This window comes from Priestia sp. 3CA3, assembly GCF_056836725.1.
On record NZ_JBXENJ010000007.1, the window covers coordinates 251,545 to 277,375 of the forward strand.

Sequence of the window (25,831 nt, forward strand, 5' to 3'; positions counted from 1 at the left end):
TACAACAAGTGTTTTATTTAGCAAGATACCTAGAAATGACGAGACGCTGAATTTCTTGTGTACCCTCATAAATTTGCGTGATTTTTGCATCTCTCATAAAACGTTCTACTGGATAATCTTTTGTATAACCGTACCCTCCAAATACTTGAACAGCTTCTGTCGTTACTTTCATTGCTGTATCCCCAGCATATAATTTTGACATGGCTGATTCTTTGCCGTATGGCAGCCCTTGAGACTCGAGCCAAGCAGCTTGATAGGTTAACAGTCTGGCAGCTTCTATACTCGTGGCCATGTCGGCTAACTTAAAAGCAATTCCTTGCTGAGAAATAATGGGCTTTCCAAATTGCTGACGTTCCTTTGCATAAGCCACCGCCGCATCTAACGCTCCTTGAGCAATTCCTACCGCCTGCGCTGCAATACCATTTCGGCCGCCATCTAGCGTCATCATGGCAACTTTAAATCCTTCTCCTTCATTTCCTAGCAAATTTTCTTTTGGAACACGGCAATCCTCGAAAATAATTTCTGTGGTAGGTGAAGAGCGAATGCCCAGTTTCTTTTCTTTTTTACCAACTGAAAATCCCGGCATATCTTTTTCAATAATAAAAGCGCTCGTGCGTTTTTCATTAGGATCGATGCGAGCAAATACGACGTAAATATCCGCTTCGCCGCCGTTTGTAATAAAGATTTTAGAACCATTTAAAATATAATCTTCTCCGTCCTTTACAGCGAGCGTTCTCATTCCTCCTGCGTCTGATCCAGCACTCGGTTCCGTTAACCCATAAGCACCTATTTTCTCACCCGTTGCCATAGGTTTCAGGTATTTTTGTTTTTGTTCTTCTGTTCCGAATGTATAGATTGGCCAGCCGGCAAGAGAAGTATGAGCCGACAACGTAACGCCTGTTGATGCACATACTCTAGATAGTTCTTCAACGGCAATGCAATAAGCTAGATAGTCACTGCCGATTCCTCCGTATTGCTCTGGCCATGGAATACCTGTTAATCCTAGATCAGCCATTTGTGTAAAGATTCCTCTGTCAAAACGCTCTTCTTCATCTCGTTGTGCAGCTGTCGGAGCCACTTCGTTTTTGGCAAAGTCTCGCACCATTTTTCGAATCATTTCGTGCTCTTCTGAAAGTTTAAAAAACATGATTATTCCCCCTATAGTTGACTGCTAATGACAATGCGCTGAATTTCGCTTGTACCTTCGTAGATTTCGCACACTTTGGCGTCACGAAAATACCTCTCTACTGGATAATCTTTCATATAACCATAGCCTCCCAAAACTTGAATCGCATCGATTGCTACATTCATAGCCGTCTGGGAAGCAAACAATTTCGCCATTGAGGCTTCTTTTTTGCAAGGAAGTTTTTGATCATATAAAAAAGCGGCTCTGTACATTAAAAGCTTCGCTGATTCAACAGCCGTTTCCATATCAGCCAGCTTAAAGGCAATTCCCTGCTGAGATAAAATCGGCTTTCCAAATTGATATCGTTCATTTGCATAGTTTTTGGCTGCTGTTAACGCACCTTCAGCAATTCCTACCGCCTGAGCAGCAATACCAATTCTTCCAGCATTTAAATTAGCCATAGCAATTCGAAATCCTTCACCTTCTTCTCCGAGACGATTTTCTACAGGCACCTGCATATTTTCAAAGTGCAGTTGAACCGTTCGAGAACCGTGAAGACCCATCTTATGTTCATCTTTTCCTACTGAAAATCCCTCCATCGTCTTTTCAACGATAAAGGCGCTCATCCCTCTCGACCCGCGTTCGGGATTCGTTTTAGCAAATACAATATATGTATCCGCTTCTCCCCCGTTTGTAATGAAAAGCTTTAACCCATTTAAAAGATAGTGGTCTCCTTTTCGTTCTGCTTTTGTTTTTAGGCTTGCGGCATCAGACCCTGCACTAGGTTCTGTTAGGCAAAAAGCACCTAAATATTCACCTGTCGCAAGTTTTTTTACATACTTTTGTTTTTGATCTTCCGTCCCAAATACGACAATAGGATTCGTACCTACAGAAGTATGAACAGACAAAATGACGCCGAGGGCTGGACTTACTTTTGATATTTCGTGGATGGCAATCATGTATGACACAAAGTCCAGTCCACCTCCTCCGTATGTTTGAGGAACGGGAATGCCCATCAGACCAAGATCAGCCATCTGCTTTAATAAACCTCGAGGAAATTCACCCTTTTCCATGTTTGGCACAGCCGCAGCGACTTCTTTTTCACTAAAATCAGCTACCATCTTTTTAATCATGTGTTGTTCAGACGTAAAAAAGATCATTTTGCCACTCCTTTATGTTTCGTACGTAAAAAATCCTTTTCCTGTTTTTCGACCAAGCCATCCTGCCTTTACATATTTCCTAAGCAATGGACAAGGACGATATTTGTCATCACCAAACCCTTTATGGAGCGTTTCCATAATAAACAAACATGTATCGAGGCCGATGAAATCTGCTAATGTCAAAGGTCCCATTGGATGGTTCATTCCTAGTTTCATCACTTGATCAATATCCTCTTCGTTTGCTACACCTTCATAGAGCGTAAACACAGCTTCGTTAATCATTGGCATTAAAATTCGATTTGAAACAAACCCTGGAAAATCATGAACTTCCACCGGGGTTTTATTTAATTTTTTTGTTGTTTCATAGACTGCTTGATACACTTCATCAGCAGTAGCCAGCCCTCTAATAATTTCAACGAGCTTCATCACGGGAACAGGATTCATAAAGTGCATGCCAATTACTTTTTCAGGTCGAGTGGTCACAGCTGCAATTTCAGTAATAGGAAGCGAAGACGTGTTGGTTGCTAAAATAGTATGACTCGGGGCTAACGAATCCAACTCCGCAAAAATGGCTTGCTTGACTTCCATCTTTTCCACAACCGCTTCGACGATTAAATCTGCTTTTTGTGCTGCTGTTATTTCATTTGCCAAGTGAAGGCGCTCCATAATCCCTTCATATTCCTTAGCTGAGAGAGAACCTTTTTCCACCTGTTTTTTCAGACGTTTATCAATACCTTCTATTCCTTTTTGTGTATTTTTTTGATCAACGTCATACAAAGAAACTTGATATCCGTTCGCAGCAAATACTTGCGCAATGCCTGCTCCCATCTGACCTGCTCCAATAACCATAACTGTTTCAATATTCAAGTTGATCTCCCCCTTTTACACTTCTACCATGATGGCATCACCTTGGCCGCCGCCGCTGCAAATAGACGCAATGCCTAGTCCGCCGCCTCGTCGTCTTAATTCATGAATGAGCGTTACAACAATACGGGCGCCGCTTGCTCCAATCGGATGTCCAAGTGCCACTGCCCCGCCGTTCACATTTACTCTTTCAGCCGGAAGCCCTGCAATCTCCATACTCATTAATGCTACTGCTGAAAAAGCTTCATTGATTTCAAACAGCGCAATATCATCTACTGTCTTCTTTGTTTTTTGCAGTAGCTTGTTAATAGCAAACCCAGGCGTTTTCGGAAATTCCCTTGGCTCCATCGCAAGAGAAGTATGGTTTATTATCGTAGCCAACGGCTCATAGCCATTTGCTTTCGCCACATCTTCATCCATTAGCATGAGCGCAGCTGCTCCGTCATTCACGCTAGGTGCATTTCCTGCTGTAATGGTTCCACTGTGGCCAAATACAGGCCGAAGAGACGAGAGTTTTTCTAACGACGTATCTTTTCTTGGTCCTTCATCTTTTTGAACCGTTATCGTTCCTTTTTTAGACGGAATATCAACTGAAATTCTTTCTGCATCCCATCTCCCTTTTTCTTCTGACTCTACCGCTAATTGATGACTGCGAAGCGCCCATTCATCCTGCTTTTCTCGGGAAATATTCATTTCAGAAGCTATTTGATTTCCATACGTACCCATTTGCACCCCTGTAAAGCTGCATGTCAAACCGTCATGAACCATCAAATCCGTCACCACGCTATCTCCCATCCGGAATCCCCATCTTGCTTTTGGAAGAAGATACGGCGCGTTACTCATCGATTCCATTCCACCTGCAATGATTGTTTTTGCTTCTCCTAATCGAATCAGCTGATCAGCAGTTGTAATACTGCGCATACCCGATGCACAAACTTTATTAATGGTTTCCGTCTCTACTTGCCACGGTAAACCTGCATAATGCATGGCTTGCCTAGAAGGTAGCTGTCCTTGGCCCCCTTGCAGCACGCACCCCATAATAACGGAATCAATTTCTGTACGTCCCTTTGATGCTGCTTGAATCGCTCTCCCCCCTAGTTCTGCCGCTTTTAGTCCGCTTACGCTGCCACCTAATTTTCCAAAAGGTGTTCGAACTGCACTCACAATAACTGTTTTCCCCACTATTGTTTCCTCCCCTTTTTCCTACTCTTTGTCCTTGCCGATTGAACGCTTGCTCAATTTCCTTTCTTTAAAAAGTAGAGATGAATACCATCTCTACTTTTCCTTTATGAAACCTGTTCTTGCACGTCACCATAAATTGACTTTTCAAGCAGTTCTGCTACGTCATACGTATGAACCTTTTCTTCTACTTCTTTTGCTTTTGTTCCGTCACTTAGCATCGTTAAGCAGTACGGACAACCTGAACTGATAATGCTTGGATTAACGGCTAAGGCTTGTTCCGTGCGCGTTACGTTAATTCGCTGGCCGGTCGTTTCTTCCGTCCACATTAACCCTCCTCCTGCTCCACAGCACATACCATTTTCACGGTTGCGATCCATTTCAATCAAACTAACACCTGGAATCGCTTTCAAAATTTCTCTTGGTGGACTGTATACTTCGTTATATCTTCCTAAATAACAGGAATCATGGAAGGTAATTTTTTCATTAACCGCATGTTTTGGTGTCAGCTTACCTTCTTTCACCAACATAGCTAATAATTCTGTGTGATGATACACTTCTCCTTCAAAACCGAAATCTGGATATTCATTTTTGAAGATATTGTAAGCATGTGGATCAATCGTAACAATTTTTTTGATTTCATTTTTTTCAAATTCAGCGATATTTTTAGAAGCTAACTCTTGGAATAAAAATTCATTGCCCAACCTGCGGGGCGTATCACCAGAATTTTTTTCTTTATTTCCTAAAATCGCAAATGAAACACCAGCTTCATTGAGAAGCTTAGCAAACGATAGAGCGATTTTTTGACTGCGGTTATCATAAGATCCCATCGAACCTACCCAGAACAAATACTCAAACGTTTCACCCGCTTTACTTACTTCTTTAACAGTCGGAATGTGAACATCTTCTCTTACATGTCGCCATTCTTCACGCTCTTTTCGGTTTAATCCCCAAGGGTTTCCTTGACGCTCAATATTCGTCATGGCACGCTGAGCATCCGCGTCCATCTTTCCTTCGGTTAATACTAAAAAACGTCGTAAATCTATGATCTTATCTACATGCTCGTTCATTACGGGACATTGATCTTCACAGTTTCGGCACGTTGTACATGCCCAAATTTCTTCTTCCGTAATGACATCTCCAATTAGGGCGGGATTATATTCCGCTGTTGCTGCGGCTTCTGCTCCGCCTTGGCTGGCCGCCATCATCGCCAGCTGATTTCCTTTTGTTTTAGAGAATGCATACGTAGGAACCCAAGGAGCCTTAGATGTCACAACCGCTCCTTTTTCTGTTAAGTGATCGCGCATCTTCAAAATTAAATCCATTGGAGACAAAATTTTCCCCGTACCCGTTGCCGGACACATATTCGTACATCGACCGCATTCTACACAGGCATATAAATCAATGAGCTGATGCTGCGTGAATTCTTCAATCTTACCAACCCCAAACGTCTCCTGCGTCTCATCTTCAAAATCAATCTTTTCAAGCTTACCTGGCTTAGAAACACGGTTAAAAAATACGTTAGCCGGTCCAGCCAGTAAATGAGCATGTTTTGATTGAGGAACATATACTAAAAACGTCAATAACACGGCTAAGTGAATCCACCATGAAACATAAAAAATGGAGATAGCGGCAGTATCATTGATTCCCTTAAACAAGATGGCAATAGATGACGCAATCGGTTCTGTCCATGCTGGTTCATGATTATGCCAGATGATTGACATGCCGTTTCCAACAAGCACTGACAGCATAAGTGCTCCAATAAAAATCAGTACTAAACCAGATTTAAATCCTCTTTTTAAACGCACAAGCTTTTCTACATAGCGACGGTGAAAAGCCCAGACAACTGCTACTAAAATCAAAAACGTCACAATTTCTTGGAAAAATGTAAAGCCGGGATATAAAGGTCCAAGCGGCAAATGTTTACCTGGAAGCAAACCTTTTATAATGAAGTCTAACGCGCCGAACTGAACTAAAATAAACCCATAAAAAAACATGACGTGCATAATTCCACTTTTTTTATCTTTTAACAGTTTCTTTTGTCCAAACACATTCACCCAAATTTTTTGCAGCCTTTCTTTTAACCGCTGATCAAATTCAACTTTTTTTCCTAATTGAATGTACTCAATGCGTGTGCGAATTAAATATACAAACAAAGAGATAGCGTAAGCGGTTACAATAATAAAAAAGAGAAAATTCACCCACAGCAACCCTGTCATCTCGTCCCCTCCTTGAATAATTTGTTACCTTTCTTTCCTCCTGACGACTAAATTTTCTGATAATATATCTGTTTTCATTGTATATAATGAATGAGCATTCAGTCAATATCTTTTCGTTCTTTTGTTCATATTCTATTTAAACAAGGTGACACTAAGAACAACATAAAATGTATTTACATCGGGAAAAGAGGTGACATGATGAGCGGCATGATTGTGATTTTACTTTTTATTATTTTTATTGCTTGGCTTGCAATTGACCTTGGTGTTGGAAAGAAAGTATTTTCCCAGGCTGAAAATACTTTTCCAAAACGCCGTGCTTCTCTCTTTTTGTTCGCAGACGGGAATGTCTTGTATAAAGATTTATTTCACGAAATAGAAAATGCCTCTTCATTTATCCATTTATCGTTTTACATTGTACAAAATGATGAAATTAGCCAAGAATTTTTAGATTTACTAGTCCAAAAAGCACAGCAAAATGTTGAAGTCAGATTATTGGTAGACCGTGTAGGAAGCTATAAAATCAAGAAAAACAAAATTGCATTCTTAAAGAAACAAGGTGTTCATTTTGCTTACAGTCGAACGCTACGGTGGCCTTATTTGTTTTATACACTCAACGCACGCAATCACCGTAAAATGGCCGTTATTGATGGGAAAGTTGGCTACATTGGCGGTTTTAATATTGGAAGAGAATATTTAGGACTCGACGCCAAGCTTGGGGTGTGGAAAGATTACCACCTGCGTATGGAAGGGGAAGGTATACAAGACCTTCAAATGCAACTATTGAGCGACTGGTATGCTGCTACCGGCTTAGACCTGCGTAAAGTGGAAAGATACTTTCCACCAACCTCTGAAGGAGACTATGTTATTCAGCTAAAGTCGACTGAAGGTTTTTCACTTGAAGAAAGCTTTTTATCGATTATCAACCAAGCCAATAGGGAATTGTACATAGGTACTCCTTATTTTATTCCAAGTGAACCTTTGATGAATGCTTTACTCCAAGCTCGTGCACGGGGAGTAAAAGTTCATATTTTAATTCCAATGCGTGCAGATCAACCGCTTGTTCATCATGCTGCGTTTGCTTATCTTCCCACATTACTTCAAGCAGGTTGTATGATTTATCAATATTATTACGGTTTTTACCATGCCAAAGTATTAATTGCAGACAATGTTATCTGCGATGTAGGAACGGCTAATTTTGATAAAAGAAGCTTGTTCTTAAATGCTGAAATCAACTGTTTAATCTATGATGCAACGTATATTGAAGAAGTAAAGAACAGCTTTAAAGCTTGTATGGGGGAATGCCCAATTTTGTCTTTAGAAGATGTCAAAAACCGAAAATGGAGTGAAAAACTAAAGCAAGGATTTGCAACCTTTATTTCTCCGTTACTTTAATGAACGAAAAGAGGAAGATTTATCATGAAAATTAGATTTGGCTATGTATCACATGCCCTGTCGCTTTGGGACTGCTCACCTGCTAAAACCCTCACGTTTACTAGATGGGGAAAAATGAAAAAAGATGAGAGGCTGGATAAGCTTCATCACGTCACAAAACAAAATTTGAATCATACTAAGCGCGCTTTGCATTTTAATATTGCCCACGAAATTATGCTGTATCGATTGTCATCTTCTCTTGTCCCTTTAGCTACTCATCCTGAAGTAGCTTGGAATTACATTGATGCGTTCCAAGAAGACTGGTCAGAGATAGGAGAATTGATTCGGAATCATCAGCTGCGCGTGAGTTTTCACCCCAATCAGTTCACATTATTTACAAGCGACAAAAAACACATTACAGAAAATGCGGTAAAAGATATGGATTATCACTATAGAATGCTTGAAGCGATGGGAGTAGCTGATCAAGCTCTTATTAATATTCATGTAGGAGGAGCTTATGGCAATAAAGAAAAAGCGATTGGTCGATTTCATGAAAACATTCAAACGCTGCCGCCTGCCATTAAAAAGCGCATGACTCTTGAAAACGATGATAAAACATACACAACTGAAGAAACATTAGCCGTATGCGAAAAAGAGAAAGTCCCTCTCCTCTTTGATTATCACCACCATAAAGCAAATGAAGGAGAAGAACCTCTTGACCTATTGCTCCCTCGTATCTTTGACACGTGGAAACATATCGGATTAAAACCAAAAGTACATATCTCTTCTCCTAAATCTGAAAAAGAATTTAGAAGTCACTCTGATTATGTCTCAACTGATTTCATCGCACCTTTTTTGCAAATAGCTAAAGATATGGGACAAGATTTTGACGTAATGATTGAAGCAAAGTTAAAAGATAAAGCGCTGCTAAAATTAGTGGAAGATTTAGCATCAATGAGAGGAGTAAAGCGTACGGGAGGCGCCACGCTTGTTTTTTAAATAAAAAAAGAGCCAAGAGGCTCTTTTTTTATTTACATTTTTTCAGGTGCTGAAACACCAATTAGTTTTAAGGAGTTTTGAAGCGTTACTTGAACAGCTTTCACTAGTTCAATACGCGCTTTACTTGTTTCTATATTATCGCTGTCTAATACTTTTTCTGCATTATAGAAGCTATGGAACGTAGAAGCAAGATCAAATACATAGTTCGTAATGCGGTGCGGAATACGTTTTGTTGCTGCTTCCGCTACGGCCTGAGGGAACTCTCCGATTTTCTTCAGCAGTTCCATTTCTTTTTCTGCACTAATTAATGAAAGGTCGGTGCCAGATGTTGATTGAATCCCCATCTCTTCACCTTGACGAAGAATACTGCAAATACGGGCATGAGCATATTGCGCGTAGTATACAGGATTTTCATTAGATTGAGAAACAGCTAAATCTAAATCAAAGTCTAAATGTGTATCCGCACTTCTCATCGCAAAGAAGTAGCGAGTTGCATCAAGGCCTACCTCTTCTACTAGGTCACGCATTGTTACTGCTTTACCTGTACGTTTGCTCATCTTCATTTTTTCGCCATTTTGATACAGTTGAACCATTTGAATAATTTCTACTTCCAGCGTATCTTTTTCATAACCAAGCGCTTGAATCGCCGCTTTCATACGAGGAATATATCCATGGTGGTCGGCTCCCCAAATATTAATTAGCTTATCAAATCCGCGTTGAATTTTGTCTTGGTGATACGCAATATCTGGCGTTAAGTACGTAAATGAACCGTCATTTTTAATTAACACACGGTCTTTATCATCACCAAATGTTGTAGAGCGGAACCACGTAGCACCTTCTTCTTCATATACGTGGCCTTGTTTTTTCAACGTTTCAAGTGCAACTGAAATTTTATCATTTTTATAAAGAGACGTTTCAGAATACCATACGTCAAATTTCACACGGAACTGTTCAAGATCACGCTTTAATTTAGCTAACTCATAATCTAATCCGTATTGACGGAAGAATTCAAAACGCTCTTCTGCAGAGGCGTTTACATACTTGTCTCCGTGCTCTTTTGCTAACTCTTTTCCGATGTTTATAATATCAGCACCATGATAGCCGTCTGCAGGCATTTCTTTCTCTAAACCAAGAGCCTGCATGTAGCGTGCTTCTACTGAATAAGCCAGGTTATTAATTTGGTTACCAGCATCATTGATATAGTATTCACGTGACACATCGTAACCTGCTTTTTCAAGAACATTACATAATGAGTCTCCAACTGCAGCACCGCGGGCATGTCCTAAATGTAAATCTCCTGTCGGATTAGCTGAAACAAACTCAACCTGTACTTTTTGTCCGTTCCCTACGTTTGTCTCACCGTATGCTTCACCAGCTTTTATAATCGTTGGAATAAGCTCTGTTAAATAAGAGTTATTCATATAAAAGTTGATGAATCCAGGGCCTGCAATGTCAATTTTTTCGATAGATGCTTTTGATTTATCGAAGTTTGCTACAAGCTCTTCAGCGATAACACGCGGTGCTTTTTTGGCAATACGAGCTAGCTGCATAGCCATATTGGTAGAATAATCACCATGTGTTTTATCTTTTGGTGTTTCTAATAGAACTTCTGGAAGTTCTGCTTTTTCAGCAAGTCCTGCTTTGACCACAGCATCTTGAATTTCAGCTTTTAATTTTTGCTGCACTTGTTCGACGATGTTCATTTTTTCTCCTCCTTGAATGTAATGGTTAACGCATATTTCCCGGTAGGCTGACCCTGTACTTCTAGATCATACGTTAAAAATAACCGACCCTTTTGAGTCATTTGTTTATATTCAATGTTATGAGCGAATGTTAGTAAATCCATACGTCCATAAGGGCTTATATAAGTTCCTTCGATCTGTACCTTTTTACGAAACGATTGCTTCATTTGAACAGCACCAGTTCGGTTAATTGATACTTCGTCTTCGCTAATTTTTACCATTGTTCTAATATCTCCGATTTCCTCTTGGCGCTCTGTGTATGTAAGATAAATTTTCGATCCTTTTTCATAATACATACCTTTTGCATTTACCGATGTTGTCTCTTTTCGGTGACCATCACGGATATCCGTCACAATTTTAACTTCAATGGGTTTTTTGACTTCTGAAGCGTTACTCACAAAAGACACTTCCTTATTAAAATGAATACGTTATAACTTAAATAGTATAAACATTCTAAAGAAAGAATTCAATAATACTTCAAAGGAAATATGATAGATAAGCCGAGAATTCCTTTTTTCACTGTGTTTGACGTACTCACATATTTCAAACAAAAAAGGCGGCCGTAGGCGGCCGCCTTTTTACTTTATTTATTTCTTTTGAACCCAGCCTAAGATCATTTCGCGAATAAGCTTGCTTGCTGTATTAGCTGTTTGTTCAGACGGATCATAAATTGGAGCTACTTCGACTAAATCTCCTCCGACAATACGAAGATCTGATTTAGCAATTGCGTGAATAGAAGCTAAAAGCTCTTTTGATGTGATACCGCCTGCATCTACTGTTCCTGTACCAGGAGCGTGCGCTGGATCTAATACATCGATATCAATTGTTACATAAACAGGACGACCTGCAAGTGTTGGTAGAATCTCTTTTAACGGCTCTAGAACTTCAAATTTTGAAATATGCATACCGTTTTCTTTTGCCCATTGAAATTCTTCTTTCATTCCTGAACGAATACCAAATGAATAAACATTCTCCGGTCCGATTAGTTCAGCAACTTTACGAATTGGAGTGGAATGAGAAAGTGGTTCTCCTTCATACTCTTCACGAAGGTCTGTGTGAGCATCCATATGGATAATGGCTAAATCCGGGTATTTTTTATACATAGCTTTCATAACAGGCCAAGAAACCAAATGCTCTCCGCCCATGCCTAATGGGAACTTGTCCGCTGCTAAAAGCTGGTCGATATACTCTTCAATTATGTTCAAGCTGCGCTGAGGATTCCCAAATGGAAGTGGAATATCTCCTGCATCAAAATATTTCACTTCTTCTAGCTCCCGATCTAAATACGGGCTGTATTCTTCTAATCCAATTGATACTTCACGAATACGAGTTGGGCCAAATCGTGAACCTGGACGATAGCTAACTGTCCAGTCCATTGGCATTCCGTAAAGAACCGCTTCACTTTCTTCAAAAACAGGGTGACTGCCAATAAATACATTACCTGAATAAGCTTCATCAAAACGCATATTTTGTTCCTCCTTCATTACTCATAGAAAAGATGCCAGCCTTAAACCTCTGGCATCTCACTTGTATGTGATAACTTATTTAATAAGATCTTGCACAAATTTAGGTAAGGCAAATGCCGCTTTGTGCAATTCTTTTGTGTAATATTTTGTATCAATATCAAAGAAACGATCTTCGCTTACTTCCAATGGATCATGTTTCTTTGAGCCCATTGTAAATGTCCATAAACCGCTTGGGTACGTTGGAATATTTGCTACGTATAGACGTGTAATCGGGAAGATTTCTCTTACATCACGCTGAACATTTGAGATAAGTTCTGGCGTGAACCAAGGGTTGTCCGATTGAGCAACAAAGATACCATCTTCTTTAAGTGCTTTTGAGATACCTGCATAGAATCCTTTTGTAAATAAATTCACAGCTGGACCTACTGGCTCTGTTGAATCCACTAAAATGACATCGTATTCGTTCTCGCTTTTAGCGATGTGCATAAATCCGTCATCTACTTGTACATCAACACGAGGATCTTCTAGTTTACCCGCAATTGAAGGTAAGAATTTTTTTGAGTACTCAATAACTTTTCCATCGATATCAACTAACGTCGCTTTTTTTACGCTTGGGTGTTTTAAGATTTCACGGATTACGCCTCCGTCTCCTCCACCTACAACTAGTACGTTTTCTGGATTTGGATGCGTAAATAACGGTACATGTGCAACCATTTCATGATAAACGAACTCATCTTTTTCTGTTGTCATAACCATACCGTCAAGTAGGAGCATGTTACCAAACTCTTCTGTTTCAACCATGTCTAATTTTTGAAACTCCGTTTGCTCTGTATGTAAAGTGCGATTAATTTTAGCTGTAATACCAAAGTTCTTTGTTTGCTTTTCTGTGAACCATAATTCCATTTCAAAATCTTCCCTTCTATTTTGAGAATTAACCTATGCATAGATTACCCTAACATAATTTATACAAACATGAAAAAAGTATAGATGAATTCAGCAAAAAAGCAAGTAAAATTTTTAGCAATGGAGGTTTAAAACCTCCTTTTCTATTTCATACTGATGATAGATACAAGCTTTAGAATCTACTTGCACCGCTCTTTTAATAGAATTTTGTTGTGTTGAAAGCAACATGTATGGTGCATAGTGACACATATTGGTGGTGAATAGAAATGGAAACGGTATTAACCGAACATTTAAAAAAGGCAAGACGCATCTTCCGAATTCTTCTCGTCCTTGGTATATTAGCGGGGGCTTTATTGTTGTTTGCCTACATAAGCATCTTTCTCTACGCCAAAATCGCTGGCCCCCCTCCGCTAAACGTTTCTCAAACAGCTGTTTTCTACTCAGCAAACGGTAAAGTTCTTGATGAAGTTCACAATGGACAAAAGCGCTACTGGGTTTCACTTAATCAAATTTCACCTTACGTAAAAGATGCGACTTTAGCCGTTGAAGATAAGCGCTTCTATGAGCATCACGGCTTTGATATGCATCGAATCGCCGGAGCAATTGTAGCTGATATAAAAGCTATGGGAAAAGTACAGGGTGCGAGTACTATTACTCAGCAGTATGCACGAAACTTGTTTTTAGAGCACGACAAAACGTGGACTCGAAAGCTTCAAGAAGCTCTGTATACGATTCGGTTAGAAATGAATTATAGCAAAGACCAAATTCTAGAAGGCTACATGAATACGATTTACTACGGCCATGGAGCTTATGGAATTGAAGCGGCAGCTAGGCTGTACTTTGATAAGCACGCCAAAAATTTGACGTTAAGTGAAGCGAGTATGTTAGCCGGTATTCCAAAAGGCCCTAGCTACTACTCTCCTCTTATTCATCAGGAAAATGCAAAAAAACGACAAAATATCATTTTATCTCTCATGAAAGAGGATGGAATTATTACGTCGAAGCAAGCAACAAAAGCGCTGGTAACTCCCCTAGCATTTTCAAAGCCTGCTGAAAAAGATCCTAACAAAGAAGACGCTTCTTACTTTATGGATGCAGCGCTAGCAGAATTAAAGCAAGATTTAGGCATTGATGAAACCATGATTTATACAAATGGACTTCGCGTTTATACAACGCTGGATGAAAAGATGCAGCGAACGGCAGAAGAAAAAATGAAAGATGTTATCAGCAGCTCTTCAGACGTACAAAGTGCATTTGTTGCGATGAATCCTAAAAATGGACAAGTGAAAGCTCTTATTGGTGGAAGAGATTATGAAAAGAGCCCGTTTAACCGCGCTACTCAAGCAGTAAGACAGCCTGGCTCAACGATGAAGCCATTTTTATACTATGCGGCATTAAAAGATGGTTTTACTGAATCCACTCCAATGAAAAGTGAAGAAACGACGTTCAAATTAGAAGATGGTGTTTCGACATACACGCCTAGTAACTATCACAATTATTATGCAGATGCGCCTATTACAATGGCTCAAGCCATCGCACTTTCAGACAATATTTATGCGGTCAAAACGCATTTGTTCATTGGGGAAAATCGCTTGATCGAAACCGCTAAAACACTTGGTATATCATCACCTTTAAAGAAAGTTCCATCTTTAGCTCTTGGAACTTCACCTGTCAAAGTCATTGATATGGTTAATGCGTACGGCATCTTTGCTAATGGCGGAAAAGAAATTCGTCCAACATTTATTAAACGAATTGAAACCCATGACGGAGAAGTTGTTTATCAAGCTCCTTCTGAACGGAAACAAGTCATTGATAGACGCTATGCTTTTCTTACTACCCATTTAATGACAGGCATGTTTAATCAAAAGCTAAATGGCTATACAACCGTCACAGGAAAGCCTATTTCTAAATATGTATCTCGTCCTTACGCGGGAAAATCCGGCACAACCTCTACGGATAGCTGGATGATTGGCTACTCTCCTCAGCTCGTTTCAGGCGTTTGGGTTGGATATGATCAAGGAAGGACAATGGATGATGTAGCTGAAAAAGGATACGCAAAAAAAATGTGGGCGCTATTTATGGAAGATGCTTTAAAAGGGAAGAAAAAAGAAAAGTTTAAAGCACCAAACGGATTAATGAGCGTCAACATTAATCCTCAAAATGGAAAGTTAGCATCCAAATCATGTCCTGTTCAATATAAAGCTTATTATTTAACTGGAACACAGCCTAAAACATATTGTACTGATCACATCGATCATGCAGCAAAAACGAAGAAAAAAGAGCGTGAAACAGAAGGTAAAAAATTTCACTGGTTCCCAAAATGGTTTGATTAAAAAAAGCTTAAGGCCTTGGCCTTAAGCTTTTTTTAGCATTACGATGTTTGAAGCGCTTCTTTTAAGTCATCATTAGATAACGTCCAGATTTCTTCATTATGAGACTTCAAAAACTCACGAAGCAAAGCCTTAGACTTGTTATCCATTTCTTCTACCATAATGCGTCGTTTTAAGGATTTATCCATTTTGTTTACATGTTCAGGAAGCGACTTATAGCCGCGGCGAATTTCACGATCAACGGTCATTTCACATGCTGTCATACCTGCGTAGTAAGGTCCTTCTTGCTTGCGATCAATCGTTACCCATACGAGCCAATATAACTTGCCGTTTGGCACCTCGTCTTTATTCGGTAAGAACTTAATTCCTTTTTCTACTACACTTCTGGCATGCATCGCACCAATATCGACAAATACTTCTTCATCGCTTGGGCAAACAAAAACCGGTGAAATGTTTTCTAAACTTAACGCTCCAACCCCGTAGCCGCCGTGGCCGTCGGTTGAATCGTCTTTTATGATATTAAATCCTATACTTTTCTTTTTTGGCTGAGTCATAGTAAGCCTCCTCTATTTAGTAAATCAGTGGTGCTAATATCTGCTGAAAGATATTCATCACAAACGTTGCTGCTCCGTTTAGAAGCGGCCAGATTACAATTCGATCCAGAGGTGTAATCACAAGAATCAAAAATACAAAAATACCCCAAGACTCATACTGCGTCATTTTGGCTCGTGTAGACGGCGGAACGAGATCTTCAATCACGCGGTAGCCGTCTAAAGGCGGAAAAGGCAACAAGTTAAATACGCCTAGTGTTAGGTTTATTTGAATAAATAATGTAAAAAAACGATAAAGCGCATCGTTGTCCACTGCGGCATTGTTCATCAAATAGTAAATAAGCAAGCCGATAAATGCCAACAACAAGTTGCTAAACGGTCCCGCTATCGATACTAGAATACCAGCTAAACGAGGCTTTTTAAAGAAATAGCGATTAACAGGAACCGGCTTCGCCCACCCAAAACCTGCGATAATTAACAAAAGCGTTCCAAATGGATCTAAATGTGCCAGCGGAGAAAGCGTTAGCCTTCCTTGCTTTTTAGCCGTGTGGTCTCCAAATAAATAAGCTACATACGCATGTGCAAACTCATGCAGTGTGAATGCAACAATAAGGGTCATCACCACGTAAGGAAGGTCTTGCAATGAAAAAGCTAAAAAATGTTCCACTCTTTATCTCCTTTATTTTAAAATAATTTCTACACATCATATCTACTAAATAAACCGTTTGCTTACGAAGAAGGATACAAGACTTCTTGAATATGGCCTCAAAGGTCTCAAAAACCAGACATGGGCTCCCTATGGCCCCACCTGGTTTTTAGCATCGATGTTATGATAAAAAGTATACTACAGATTATGACCTGCATCACTACCTCATACTGTCATTTTATTCAGAAAACGGGTACACTAATCATATACTGACCAAAAAGGAGTGTACACATTATGCCAGTTGTAACTGTTAAGATGCTTGAGGGCCGTACAGATGATCAAAAAAGAGCTCTTGTTGAAAAAGTAACGGATGCTGTTGTAGAAACAACAGGTGCATCACCTGAAAAAATATCCATTATCATCGAAGAAATGTCTAAAAACCATTACGCTGTAGCGGGCAAGCGCATGAGCGATCAATAACGCCTACATAAAAAAATGCCATAGGAGTTGACCTATGGCATCTTTTTAATGTACAGACAGAGTTGCCTGAAGTTTTTCAATATATTCGTATGCTTCTGCAATGTCTTCTTCTGTATAGTTTTGCTTACGCTTTAACGTAAACACTTTTTCTTTTACTTCTTCTTTAGATAAGTTATCAAAATATAAAATCGTAGAGACGAGCTCCAAAAATTTAGAGCTTTGCTCGTTCATATCCTTCATACATTCCTGCAAGTGAGGAAGCTCTAAATCATAGTGACTTAAAAATCCTTCTCCCGCTTCTGTTAATACGTAACGATACTGCATATACCCGCCTTTTTTCTCTTTAATTTCACTTAAAAAGCCCAAGTTACACAGCTCCTCAATTCGAAGCGTTAATTCCTCAGAATAAGGTCCAAAAAAGTGAAAATTATACTTTTCATAAAAAGGAAACTTCAGTTTTTTTCCGATAAATATCATCTTTTGTAACTTTTTTCTGCCAACAACTTCTCCCGCCGCGGAAAATACTTTCACAATCTTTGCGTGATCGTTTAACACAGCCCCTTCAACTCCTATACTATTTAACTCTGAACTCCTTTTAGTAAGTTTATAATCTGATCTTTAACTTTTCGCTTAGACGACAATTGATCAATGAGATCTTGTGGAAAATATAATTTATGATCGGTTCTCTTTTTCCCTGAAATTGCTTCAACAATCTCCGACTGACGTGATAATTCACGCACTTCATTATTTGGCATCAACAGATGAATCGGCAAACGTTCTTCCTCTTCACCCGGTCGATAAAAATCGTATGGTAGGTCGCTTGAAGAATCGACGACTAAATAATAATCTGGGTTAATGCCCGCTTTTTTAAAAAGTGTTGTAAGCTCCATCCACATTTTCATTTGTGAATTTGGATTAAACTCAATGTATTTAAAAAGCTGACGATTCATAAATCTTCGGCATAGATCAGATAAAATTTCATCCTCTTCTTCTTCCCATGCTTGAAAATAAAATAAAATAACAGATTCATCTAATTTCAAATACTCTTTTAGCGATATTTCTTCTTCAAAAATCGAATAAAAATGAGTGGGCTCCTGCTTGAACTCATAGTAATGATGATGGAGCTCTTTCGCGCGATGTAAAATTTTTGTCAAAATAACTTCAGCACTTCTCGTAACAGGATGAAAATACACTTGCCAGTACATTTGGTAGCGGCTCATAATATAATCTTCAACCGCATGCATACCGCTGTGTTTAATCACGGCTTGGTCTTCCCGAGGACGCATAACACGAAGAATTCGTTCCATATCAAAGTGACCGTAGCTTACTCCTGTGTAATACGCATCACGCTGCAAATAATCCATGCGATCTGCATCAATTTGACTGGAAATTAAACTAACGACAAGCTTATTTTCATATGTTTTCGCGATTACTTCGGCCACTTTTTTAGGAAAATCCTTTCCCACTTTCGTCAACACTTGATTTACCTCCGTGTCACCTACGATAATGGCTTGTGTAAATTCTTCATGATCTAAGTGGAAAACCTTCTCAAATGAATGTGAAAACGGACCGTGACCTAAATCGTGCAGTAAAGCAGCACAAAGACAAAGAAGACGCTCATCTTCATTCCATTCAGGGCGTCCTTGAAAACCGTCGTCAATAATACGGCGCACAATTTCATAAACACCTAAGGAATGACTAAAACGGCTGTGTTCAGCCCCATGAAACGTTAAGTATGTCGTTCCTAGCTGTCTAATACGACGCAGCCTTTGAAATTCGGCTGTCCCAATTAGCTCCCAAATAACACGATCTCTTACATGGATATAGCGGTGAACAGGATCTTTAAATACTTTTTCTTCACTGAGTTTTTCATTAGGATATGTCATTTACATACCTCTCTATCTTCACTTTGTTGTTGCTATAATTTTTCGACACTCACTTCCTATTTTCCTATTCAGAATAAAAAATCACCTTGTCAAGCAACCAAGGTGATTTACCTAACAAACAAGGCGATTCTGTTTGTAAGAAGCTCGTTCGACAAATAAGTAGCAGAAAAGCAGCTATTTATTGTTTCACTATCTATTTTTTTACTTTTTTTTCAATCTTCTCGATTAATTCGTCCTCTGTTGGCGCTGCTACAGGACGGTTATTTACAAATGCAAATGACTTTTTACGTCCGGGTCCACAGTAAGACTGGCAACCGATTTGTACTTCAGCTTGTTCATCTATTTTTTTAAGTCGAGGTAACAACGTTTTGACGTTTGTTGCCTGACAATCATCACAAATTCTAAATTCATTTGCCATGTTGACACAATCCTTTCAAAATTGGTTCATCATTTTGTCTAAGGGGTATTTTACCCCTATTTGAAGTCCGATGCAAGTTAAAGAAGGAAGCAAAATCTATCATACTCCTAGAAGAAATGGTATAAAGTATGGATTTTTTGTACATGATGATACTACAAAACATGATTACTATGAGTCATGGAAAATAGAGGAGTGAACAAAGTGAAAGATAGACAAGATGCTTGGACAGAAGAAAACGACTTATTATTAGCTGAAACAGTATTGCGCCATGTCCGCGAAGGAAGTACGCAGTTGAATGCGTTTGAAGAAGTTGGAGATGAATTAAATCGAACTTCAGCAGCATGTGGATTCAGATGGAATGCTGTTGTACGCCATCAGTATGAAAAAGCACTGCAGCTAGCTAAAAAACAGCGAAAACAGCGTATGCGTGCACTTGGACAAGAGCAAGGCAAAAAGAAATTATTATATACGCCACCAGCATCTGTAGAGCATGTGGAACAAATGATGTCTGCGCCTACAGCAACATATAGCTTACCTGAAACACACGTAGAAAGAAGCAGCAGTGAGGAGCTTTCAATGGCTGATGTTATTCGCTTCTTGCAAACAATGCCAAATCAAGCGAGCAATTTACAAGCATTGCAAAGCGAAAACAAACGCTTGATGCAAGAAAATGCAGAGTTAGCTAAGAAAAACACAGAGTTGGAAAAACAAATTAAACATCTCGAAGCTAATGCTACTACTATTCAAGAAGACTATGAAACATTAATGCAAATCATGAACCGTGCGCGAAAGTTAGCTCTATTTGATGAAGAAGAGCGTTCTTCTACTACGTTTAAAATGGATCGTAACGGAAATCTTGAGAAAATGGCTGAATAAGCGACACGAACGAAGAAAGAGGGATGTCAAACTTGGCTCTGCTTTCTTCTTTTTCTATTTTACAGACAATGACCTGACGCCTTTATGCTATAATATGTTCGTTTACTGTTTATAAAGGGGTTTGAGATATGCAGCAGAATAGTTTGAAACTTTTAGCACAGCCCGCTTGGCGTATTATTGATCAATCCAGTCTAGGTCCTCATTTTGATGCCCGTCATTCTTTTGCCATCGATGACACGCTTTGTACAACCGTTGGAAGAGGTGAATCTCCAGCTGTCATGCGCTCATGGGTGCATCACGATACGATTGTATTAGGCATTCAAGATACAAAGCTCCCTCACCTGGCTGAAGGTGCAGCTTATTTACATGAACAAGGGTATAAAACAATCGTCCGCAATTCAGGCGGCCTCGCTGTCGTACTTGATCAAGATGTTCTAAACATTTCTTTAATTTTTCCAGATGCAGAAAAAGGAATTGATATTGATCGTGGCTATGAAGCCATGTTTGATTTGATTAAGGCCATGTTTGCATCTTACGGTACCGCAATTGAAGCGAAGGAAATCGTAGGATCCTATTGTCCCGGCAGCTTTGATTTGAGCATTCGCAATCAAAAATTTGCAGGCATTTCACAGCGACGCGTTCGCGGCGGTGTGGCCGTACAAATTTACTTATGCGTTAACGGAAGCGGCTCTAAACGCGCTTCTCTCATTCAAGAGTTTTACAAAAAAGGGCTCCAAAACACAGAAACTAAATTTTCATACCCAGATATCGAGCCTCATACAATGGCTTCTCTATCTGAACTATTACAGATTGATTTAACCGTTTCTGATGTCATGCTGCTTTTATTGCAAACACTGAATAGCATGAGCTCTTCTCTTGTAAATATGCCTTTAAATGCTACCGAACAAATGCTGTTTGAGACGCAGCTGCAGCGCATGTATGACCGCAATGAAAAAGCGTTGGGTTCATTAGCCGAATAAAAAAACTCCGCCCTAGGACGGAGTTTTTTTATTAAAGTGCTTGAGCAGCTGTGATTAAAGCAAGCTTGTACACATCTTCTTCGTTACAACCGCGAGATAGATCGTTTACCGGTTTGTTTAGACCTTGTAAGATTGGACCTACTGCTTCGAAGTTTCCTAAGCGCTGTGCAATTTTGTAACCAATGTTACCTGCTTCAAGGCTTGGGAATACAAATACGTTTGCATCTCCTTTGATCACTGAACCTGGTGCTTTCTTTTCAGCTACAGAAGGAACAAATGCTGCGTCGAATTGGAATTCGCCGTCTAATGTTACGCTTGGTGCTAATTCTTTTGCAATTTCTACTGCGTTTGCTACCTTTTCTGTTTCCGGAGATTTTGCTGATCCTTTTGTTGAGAAGCTTAGCATAGCAACACGAGGATCGATATCGAACATTTCAGCTGTACGAGCACTTTCGATAGCAATTTCAGCTAAATCTTGGCTGTCAGGTGAAATATTAATTGCACAGTCAGCAAATACGTATTTTTGATCGCCGCGAACCATGATAAATACGCCAGATGTTTTCTTAACACCTTGTCTTGTTTTGATAATTTGTAGAGCAGGTCGCACCGTGTCTGCTGTAGAATGAGCAGCTCCGCTTACAAGACCGTCAGCTTTGTTCATATGAACAAGCATTGTGCCAAAATAATTTTCATCTAATAAAATTTTGCGAGCATCTTCTTCTGTTGCTTTGCCTTTACGACGCTCAACAAATGCTGCCACCATTTCATCAAATTCAGAGTAGCTTTGAGGATCTAAAACCTCAACACCGTCTAATTTTACGTTTAATTCTGCTGCTTTTGATGCTACCGCGTCTTTATTTCCAACAACGATAGGCTTTAAGATATTGTCGGCAGCTAAACGAGAAACAGCACCTAATACGCGCTCATCTAATCCCTCTGGGAATACGATTGATACATCGCTAGCTGATACTTTTTGTTTTAAACCTGTAAATAAATCACTCAAAGTAAATCCTCCTCGATATGTAAAAAACTTTTCTCATAATAGGATACTCCACTTTTTTTAAAAATCAAAGGCATGTCCTTCAAGAATCCATGATTACGAAAAAGTCTTTTAATTCTTAATTTTCCGCTAACACTCAAAATAAAACCTGTTTTTACTTTGCAACAATTGTTTAAAGTTTAGTCACAAAATCACAGGTTTTTCATTCCAGTTCTTCGGACAAACTATGATATAGTAGAATTGGAATTTATCATAATCGGACAATAGGAGTGAAACGAAATGGCAGAAGCAGCACAAACATTAGACGGTTGGTATGCACTTCATGATTTCCGTTCAATCGATTGGGGCGCTTGGAAGCAGTTATCAAGCGACGATCGCCAAGCGGCCATCCATGAATTTTTAGGTTTGATTGAGAAATGGAAAGGAACTGAAGCTGAAAAGCAAGGCAGTCATGCTTTATATACCATTGTCGGCCAAAAAGCAGATTTTATGCTAATGCTTGTTCGTCCTACTATGGAAGAACTAAATGAAATTGAAACAGAATTTAACAAAACAAAGCTTGCTGAGTTTACCATTCCTACTTATTCATATGTATCAGTAGTTGAATTAAGCAACTACTTACCTGCTGGGGAGGATCCTTATGAAAATCCTCAAATCCAAGCTAGACTATATCCAACTTTACCAAAAGCTAGTCACGTTTGCTTTTATCCAATGGATAAACGTCGTCAAGGAAATGACAATTGGTACATGCTTCCTATGGAAGAACGACGCAGCTTAATGCGCAGCCACGGAATGATTGGACGTCAATACGCTGGAAAAGTAAAGCAAATCATTACGGGTTCTGTTGGGTTTGATGATTATGAGTGGGGCGTTACTCTTTTTGCAGATGACGTTCTTCAATTTAAAAAATTAGTATACGAAATGCGTTTTGACGAAGTAAGTGCTCGCTACGGGGAATTTGGCAGCTTCTTTGTCGGAAATTTATTAAAAGAAGAAGCTATTGCACGCTTTTTACACGTTTAAACTAAGCTGCAAAAGCGTTCATCTCTTTTATAAAATTTAGTATATAAAAAACCTGTTTCCACTTGGAAACAGGTTTTTTTATTTTCTACCCATGGCATATTCGCATCTACAGGACCATATATATACAACAGTGTCACAAGTAAGCGAGGTGGGATAATGGCAGTCGTTGCACACAACGAAGAAGATGTTAAGCTCCTAGCCAGACTCATTCGAGCTGAAGCTGAAAGTGAAGGAAAACAAGGGATGTTACTGGTAGGAAATGTAGGCGTGAACCGCGCTAAAGCTCCCTGTTTGGATTTTAGAAATATAAGAACCATTCGTCAGATGGTATTTCAAAACCCAGGCGGATTTGAAGCAACTCAAAAAGGCTACTTTTATCAGCGTGCCCGCCAGTCTGAAATTACACTTGCACGACGTGTATTAAGAGGGGAACGTTTTAACCCCGCGGAAAACTCACTGTGGTTTTTCAAGCCCAGCGGCGACTGTCCTGCTCAATGGTATAACCAAAATAACACAGGACGATTTAAATCTCACTGTTTCTTTGCACCAACTCAAGCTGATTGTCCAGGAGTTTACTAATTTCTTTTTGTTTGAAGGAGGTTCCTATGAAAAAACCAAAGTCTAATCAACCGCAACAGCAATATATGCAAAATCCGTATATGAGTCCAAACTACCCTTATTATATGCCTCAGCCGCAGCAGCCCCAGCCAGGCGGCCAGCCGCAGGTTCAAGGGCAAAGCCAAGGAGGGCCACCCCCTACCTCTTCTGGAGGCAGTGGTGCCCCGCAAGACCCAAATCAACTGCCTATTGAAGAATCATATATTGAAAATATTTTACGTTTAAATCGAGGAAAAATAGCGACTGTATATATGACGTTTGAAAATAATACGCAGTGGAACGCGAAGGTCTTTAGAGGTATTATTGAAGCGGCCGGACGCGATCATATCATTTTAAGCGATCCACAGACTGGAACGCGCTATGTACTGCTTATGGTTTATCTTGATTACATTACCTTCGATGAAGAAATTAAATACAATTATCCATTTGGCGGTGGAGGCCAACAGTTGAGCAATTATTCTCCGCGTTAAAAAAACCCCTTTTCAGGGGTTTTTTTATAGCCATTTTACAGCTGCAACAACAATTAAAATCCAGGCTACAATAAAAGCAACTCCACCTAGGGGAGTAATCGCGCCAAGAACTTTAATACCGGACGTACTTAATACATAGAGACTGCCTGAAAACAGCACAATCCCTGCAAACATAATCCAGCCCGAAGCTGTTAACAAAGAAGACTGAGGAAATTTGCTTAATAAAAACGCAATAACGAACAGCCCCATTGCATGGAACATTTGGTACTGCACTCCTGTTTTCCATACCTCTAAATACTTCTCTGAGATTTTCCCTTCTAACCCGTGTGCTCCAAAGGCACCAAGAGCAACCGCTAACATCGCATTGATTGCACCGATTATTAAAAATAGTTTCATGTTTTTCCCCTCACTTTAGAAATCAAACAAACTATCGCCGTTTGCATCATCTGATTTCAATTTCGTTCCTTCAAAATTAGGTTTGGATGACTGAATAATCTGTTGCTGCATAATCTCAGGCGATTGCATAATTTCCGATGAAGACATGACAACAGGTTTTGAAACCGAGACAGGTTTCGATGCTGAAACCTCTTCATTTTGATCTAATGCAAGCTCACACAGTGCTTTGATAGCAACCAATTGATCTCGAACGTTCCCACTATTCGAATGGTGCTTCGCTTTTTGTACTTCTGCACTAATTTTATCAAGGAGCTGCGCCATTTTTATATCCATGTAGACACCTCATCTTACATTCAATATGACTTTATACAGCTATTTTATCAAAAGATGAAATAGGAGGCTATGTCTGAAGCTAATCTTCATGAAATGCTCACTTTTACACATCATCAATTTGCCAATCGATGGATTGACGTCCGTGTTGGAGCAAAAACTCATTTGCTCGTTGAAAATGATTATTGCCAAAAAAGCCTCGATTAGCTGAAAATGGGCTAGGATGCGGGCTTTCCAAAATTAAATGGTGTGAATGATGAATGAGCTCTTTTTTAGCTTGTGCATGTTTGCCCCACAGCAAAAACACGACCGGCTCCTCTTTTTGTGCCACTAATTCAATAATGCGGTCCGTCAGCTGTTCCCATCCTTTTCCTTTGTGAGAATTCGCTTCCCCTCTTCTAACCGTCAAAACAGTGTTAAGCAAAAGAACACCTTGTTCTGCCCATTTGACTAAATAACCGTTATTCGGAATGTGATAGTCCATTTCATTTTTCAGCTCTTTGTAAATATTCACTAAAGAAGGCGGTGTTTTGACTCCTGGTTGAACAGAGAAGCTCAGTCCATGCGCTTGATTTGGTCCATGATAAGGATCTTGTCCCAATATGACAACTTTTACATTTTTATAATCCGTATAGTGTAAAGCGTTAAAAATATCATATTTATCAGGATAAATGGTGTGGTGATTATATTCATCCACTAAAAATTCTCGAAGCTGTATGTAATAGTCTTTTTGAAATTCTTCTTCTAATAAAGGAGCCCAGTCATTTTTTAAAATACTCATTGCTTATCACCTCATAA

At 39.5% G+C, this 25,831-nt stretch carries 27 protein-coding genes; 9 read left to right on the forward strand and 18 right to left on the reverse strand.

Annotated elements, in window-relative coordinates; translation table 11 throughout:
• Window positions 1–13: 13 nt before the first annotated feature.
• The 5 genes from AC1VNJ_RS19770 to AC1VNJ_RS19790 all read right to left on the reverse strand — a co-directional run bounded on the left by AC1VNJ_RS19770 (window position 14) and on the right by AC1VNJ_RS19790 (window position 6,548).
• The gene (locus AC1VNJ_RS19770) at window positions 14–1,147 is read right to left on the reverse strand and encodes an acyl-CoA dehydrogenase (RefSeq protein WP_013059833.1); all 1,134 of its coding nucleotides are present in this window, start codon (window positions 1,145–1,147) and stop codon (window positions 14–16) included.
• A gap of 11 nt (window positions 1,148–1,158) precedes the next feature.
• Complete coding sequence (locus AC1VNJ_RS19775) at window positions 1,159–2,286, reverse strand: acyl-CoA dehydrogenase (protein WP_482641198.1); 1,128 nt, start codon at window positions 2,284–2,286, stop codon at window positions 1,159–1,161.
• Between the two features lie 12 nt (window positions 2,287–2,298).
• On the reverse strand, window positions 2,299–3,153 hold the full coding sequence (locus AC1VNJ_RS19780) for a 3-hydroxybutyryl-CoA dehydrogenase (protein WP_028411969.1): 855 nt from the start codon (window positions 3,151–3,153) through the stop codon (window positions 2,299–2,301).
• Between the two features lie 15 nt (window positions 3,154–3,168).
• Window positions 3,169–4,332, reverse strand: a complete 1,164-nt coding sequence (locus tag AC1VNJ_RS19785) for an acetyl-CoA C-acetyltransferase (protein WP_028411968.1) — start codon at window positions 4,330–4,332, stop codon at window positions 3,169–3,171.
• 104 nt (window positions 4,333–4,436) lie between these two features.
• Window positions 4,437–6,548: a (Fe-S)-binding protein gene (locus AC1VNJ_RS19790; protein WP_482641199.1), complete on the reverse strand. Its 2,112-nt coding sequence runs from the start codon at window positions 6,546–6,548 to the stop codon at window positions 4,437–4,439.
• Window positions 6,549–6,746: 198 nt separating this feature from the next.
• On the opposite strand from AC1VNJ_RS19790, the gene cls reads away from it, so the two are divergent.
• The gene (cls, locus tag AC1VNJ_RS19795; protein ID WP_051137078.1) at window positions 6,747–7,940 is read left to right on the forward strand and encodes a cardiolipin synthase; all 1,194 of its coding nucleotides are present in this window, start codon (window positions 6,747–6,749) and stop codon (window positions 7,938–7,940) included.
• 24 nt (window positions 7,941–7,964) lie between these two features.
• Window positions 7,965–8,918, forward strand: coding sequence for a UV DNA damage repair endonuclease UvsE (gene uvsE / locus AC1VNJ_RS19800; protein WP_034263994.1), 954 nt, complete (start codon window positions 7,965–7,967; stop codon window positions 8,916–8,918).
• Window positions 8,919–8,950: 32 nt separating this feature from the next.
• Here uvsE and argS read toward each other — a convergent pair whose 3' ends face one another.
• From argS to speE, 4 genes are all read right to left on the reverse strand, one after another.
• Window positions 8,951–10,621, reverse strand: a complete 1,671-nt coding sequence (gene argS / locus AC1VNJ_RS19805) for an arginine--tRNA ligase (RefSeq protein ID WP_328172642.1) — start codon at window positions 10,619–10,621, stop codon at window positions 8,951–8,953.
• Window positions 10,618–11,058: a YwiB family protein gene (locus AC1VNJ_RS19810; protein WP_014457736.1), complete on the reverse strand. Its 441-nt coding sequence runs from the start codon at window positions 11,056–11,058 to the stop codon at window positions 10,618–10,620. The genes argS and AC1VNJ_RS19810 overlap by 4 nt, the downstream gene beginning before the upstream one ends.
• A gap of 189 nt (window positions 11,059–11,247) precedes the next feature.
• A complete protein-coding gene (gene speB / locus AC1VNJ_RS19815; protein ID WP_028411962.1) occupies window positions 11,248–12,126 on the reverse strand; it encodes an agmatinase in 879 nt (292 codons plus the stop codon).
• A gap of 75 nt (window positions 12,127–12,201) precedes the next feature.
• Window positions 12,202–13,029 carry a spermidine synthase gene (speE, locus tag AC1VNJ_RS19820; protein ID WP_013059843.1) on the reverse strand — a complete coding sequence of 276 codons (828 nt, stop codon included), beginning with the start codon at window positions 13,027–13,029 and terminating at the stop codon, window positions 12,202–12,204.
• A gap of 266 nt (window positions 13,030–13,295) precedes the next feature.
• Between speE and AC1VNJ_RS19825 the strand changes: the two genes are divergently transcribed.
• On the forward strand, window positions 13,296–15,362 hold the full coding sequence (locus tag AC1VNJ_RS19825) for a transglycosylase domain-containing protein (protein WP_028411961.1): 2,067 nt from the start codon (window positions 13,296–13,298) through the stop codon (window positions 15,360–15,362).
• A gap of 38 nt (window positions 15,363–15,400) precedes the next feature.
• Here AC1VNJ_RS19825 and AC1VNJ_RS19830 read toward each other — a convergent pair whose 3' ends face one another.
• Both AC1VNJ_RS19830 and AC1VNJ_RS19835 read right to left on the reverse strand, forming a co-directional pair.
• Window positions 15,401–15,913 (reverse strand): YwhD family protein, encoded by a 513-nt coding sequence (locus AC1VNJ_RS19830; RefSeq protein WP_013085495.1) that lies wholly within the window; start codon window positions 15,911–15,913, stop codon window positions 15,401–15,403.
• 16 nt (window positions 15,914–15,929) lie between these two features.
• Complete coding sequence (locus AC1VNJ_RS19835) at window positions 15,930–16,577, reverse strand: site-2 protease family protein (RefSeq protein ID WP_028411960.1); 648 nt, start codon at window positions 16,575–16,577, stop codon at window positions 15,930–15,932.
• A 273-nt stretch (window positions 16,578–16,850) separates the two neighbouring features.
• Between AC1VNJ_RS19835 and AC1VNJ_RS19840 the strand changes: the two genes are divergently transcribed.
• Entirely contained in the window at window positions 16,851–17,036 is a 186-nt protein-coding gene (locus tag AC1VNJ_RS19840) for a 2-hydroxymuconate tautomerase (protein WP_328172967.1), read from the forward strand.
• Between the two features lie 45 nt (window positions 17,037–17,081).
• Here AC1VNJ_RS19840 and AC1VNJ_RS19845 read toward each other — a convergent pair whose 3' ends face one another.
• The 3 genes from AC1VNJ_RS19845 to AC1VNJ_RS19855 form a co-directional block, all read right to left on the reverse strand.
• The gene (locus tag AC1VNJ_RS19845; protein WP_033580386.1) at window positions 17,082–17,591 is read right to left on the reverse strand and encodes a YwgA family protein; all 510 of its coding nucleotides are present in this window, start codon (window positions 17,589–17,591) and stop codon (window positions 17,082–17,084) included.
• Window positions 17,592–17,614: 23 nt separating this feature from the next.
• Window positions 17,615–18,922, reverse strand: coding sequence for an HD domain-containing protein (locus AC1VNJ_RS19850; protein ID WP_482641200.1), 1,308 nt, complete (start codon window positions 18,920–18,922; stop codon window positions 17,615–17,617).
• Between the two features lie 193 nt (window positions 18,923–19,115).
• Entirely contained in the window at window positions 19,116–19,340 is a 225-nt protein-coding gene (locus AC1VNJ_RS19855; protein WP_013059850.1) for a YuzB family protein, read from the reverse strand.
• A gap of 201 nt (window positions 19,341–19,541) precedes the next feature.
• Between AC1VNJ_RS19855 and AC1VNJ_RS19860 the strand changes: the two genes are divergently transcribed.
• Together AC1VNJ_RS19860 and lipL are read left to right on the forward strand one after the other, a co-directional pair.
• Entirely contained in the window at window positions 19,542–20,216 is a 675-nt protein-coding gene (locus AC1VNJ_RS19860) for an RsfA family transcriptional regulator (RefSeq protein ID WP_033580385.1), read from the forward strand.
• Window positions 20,217–20,344: 128 nt separating this feature from the next.
• Window positions 20,345–21,196: an octanoyl-[GcvH]:protein N-octanoyltransferase gene (gene lipL, locus AC1VNJ_RS19865; protein WP_028411958.1), complete on the forward strand. Its 852-nt coding sequence runs from the start codon at window positions 20,345–20,347 to the stop codon at window positions 21,194–21,196.
• 31 nt (window positions 21,197–21,227) lie between these two features.
• Here lipL and pta read toward each other — a convergent pair whose 3' ends face one another.
• The gene (pta, locus tag AC1VNJ_RS19870; RefSeq protein ID WP_013059853.1) at window positions 21,228–22,199 is read right to left on the reverse strand and encodes a phosphate acetyltransferase; all 972 of its coding nucleotides are present in this window, start codon (window positions 22,197–22,199) and stop codon (window positions 21,228–21,230) included.
• A gap of 276 nt (window positions 22,200–22,475) precedes the next feature.
• Between pta and hemQ the strand changes: the two genes are divergently transcribed.
• The 3 genes from hemQ to gerQ all read left to right on the forward strand — a co-directional run bounded on the left by hemQ (window position 22,476) and on the right by gerQ (window position 24,307).
• The gene (hemQ, locus tag AC1VNJ_RS19875) at window positions 22,476–23,219 is read left to right on the forward strand and encodes a hydrogen peroxide-dependent heme synthase (RefSeq protein WP_013059854.1); all 744 of its coding nucleotides are present in this window, start codon (window positions 22,476–22,478) and stop codon (window positions 23,217–23,219) included.
• 156 nt (window positions 23,220–23,375) lie between these two features.
• Window positions 23,376–23,798, forward strand: coding sequence for a cell wall hydrolase (locus tag AC1VNJ_RS19880; protein WP_016765947.1), 423 nt, complete (start codon window positions 23,376–23,378; stop codon window positions 23,796–23,798).
• 26 nt (window positions 23,799–23,824) lie between these two features.
• A complete protein-coding gene (gene gerQ / locus AC1VNJ_RS19885; protein ID WP_028411957.1) occupies window positions 23,825–24,307 on the forward strand; it encodes a spore coat protein GerQ in 483 nt (160 codons plus the stop codon).
• A 24-nt stretch (window positions 24,308–24,331) separates the two neighbouring features.
• Here gerQ and AC1VNJ_RS19890 read toward each other — a convergent pair whose 3' ends face one another.
• The 3 genes from AC1VNJ_RS19890 to AC1VNJ_RS19900 all read right to left on the reverse strand — a co-directional run bounded on the left by AC1VNJ_RS19890 (window position 24,332) and on the right by AC1VNJ_RS19900 (window position 25,814).
• Window positions 24,332–24,703 carry a DUF423 domain-containing protein gene (locus AC1VNJ_RS19890; RefSeq protein ID WP_013059856.1) on the reverse strand — a complete coding sequence of 124 codons (372 nt, stop codon included), beginning with the start codon at window positions 24,701–24,703 and terminating at the stop codon, window positions 24,332–24,334.
• A gap of 15 nt (window positions 24,704–24,718) precedes the next feature.
• Window positions 24,719–25,024, reverse strand: a complete 306-nt coding sequence (locus tag AC1VNJ_RS19895) for a YwdI family protein (RefSeq protein WP_482641201.1) — start codon at window positions 25,022–25,024, stop codon at window positions 24,719–24,721.
• A gap of 115 nt (window positions 25,025–25,139) precedes the next feature.
• Complete coding sequence (locus AC1VNJ_RS19900) at window positions 25,140–25,814, reverse strand: uracil-DNA glycosylase (RefSeq protein WP_028411955.1); 675 nt, start codon at window positions 25,812–25,814, stop codon at window positions 25,140–25,142.
• Window positions 25,815–25,831: the final 17 nt, after the last annotated feature.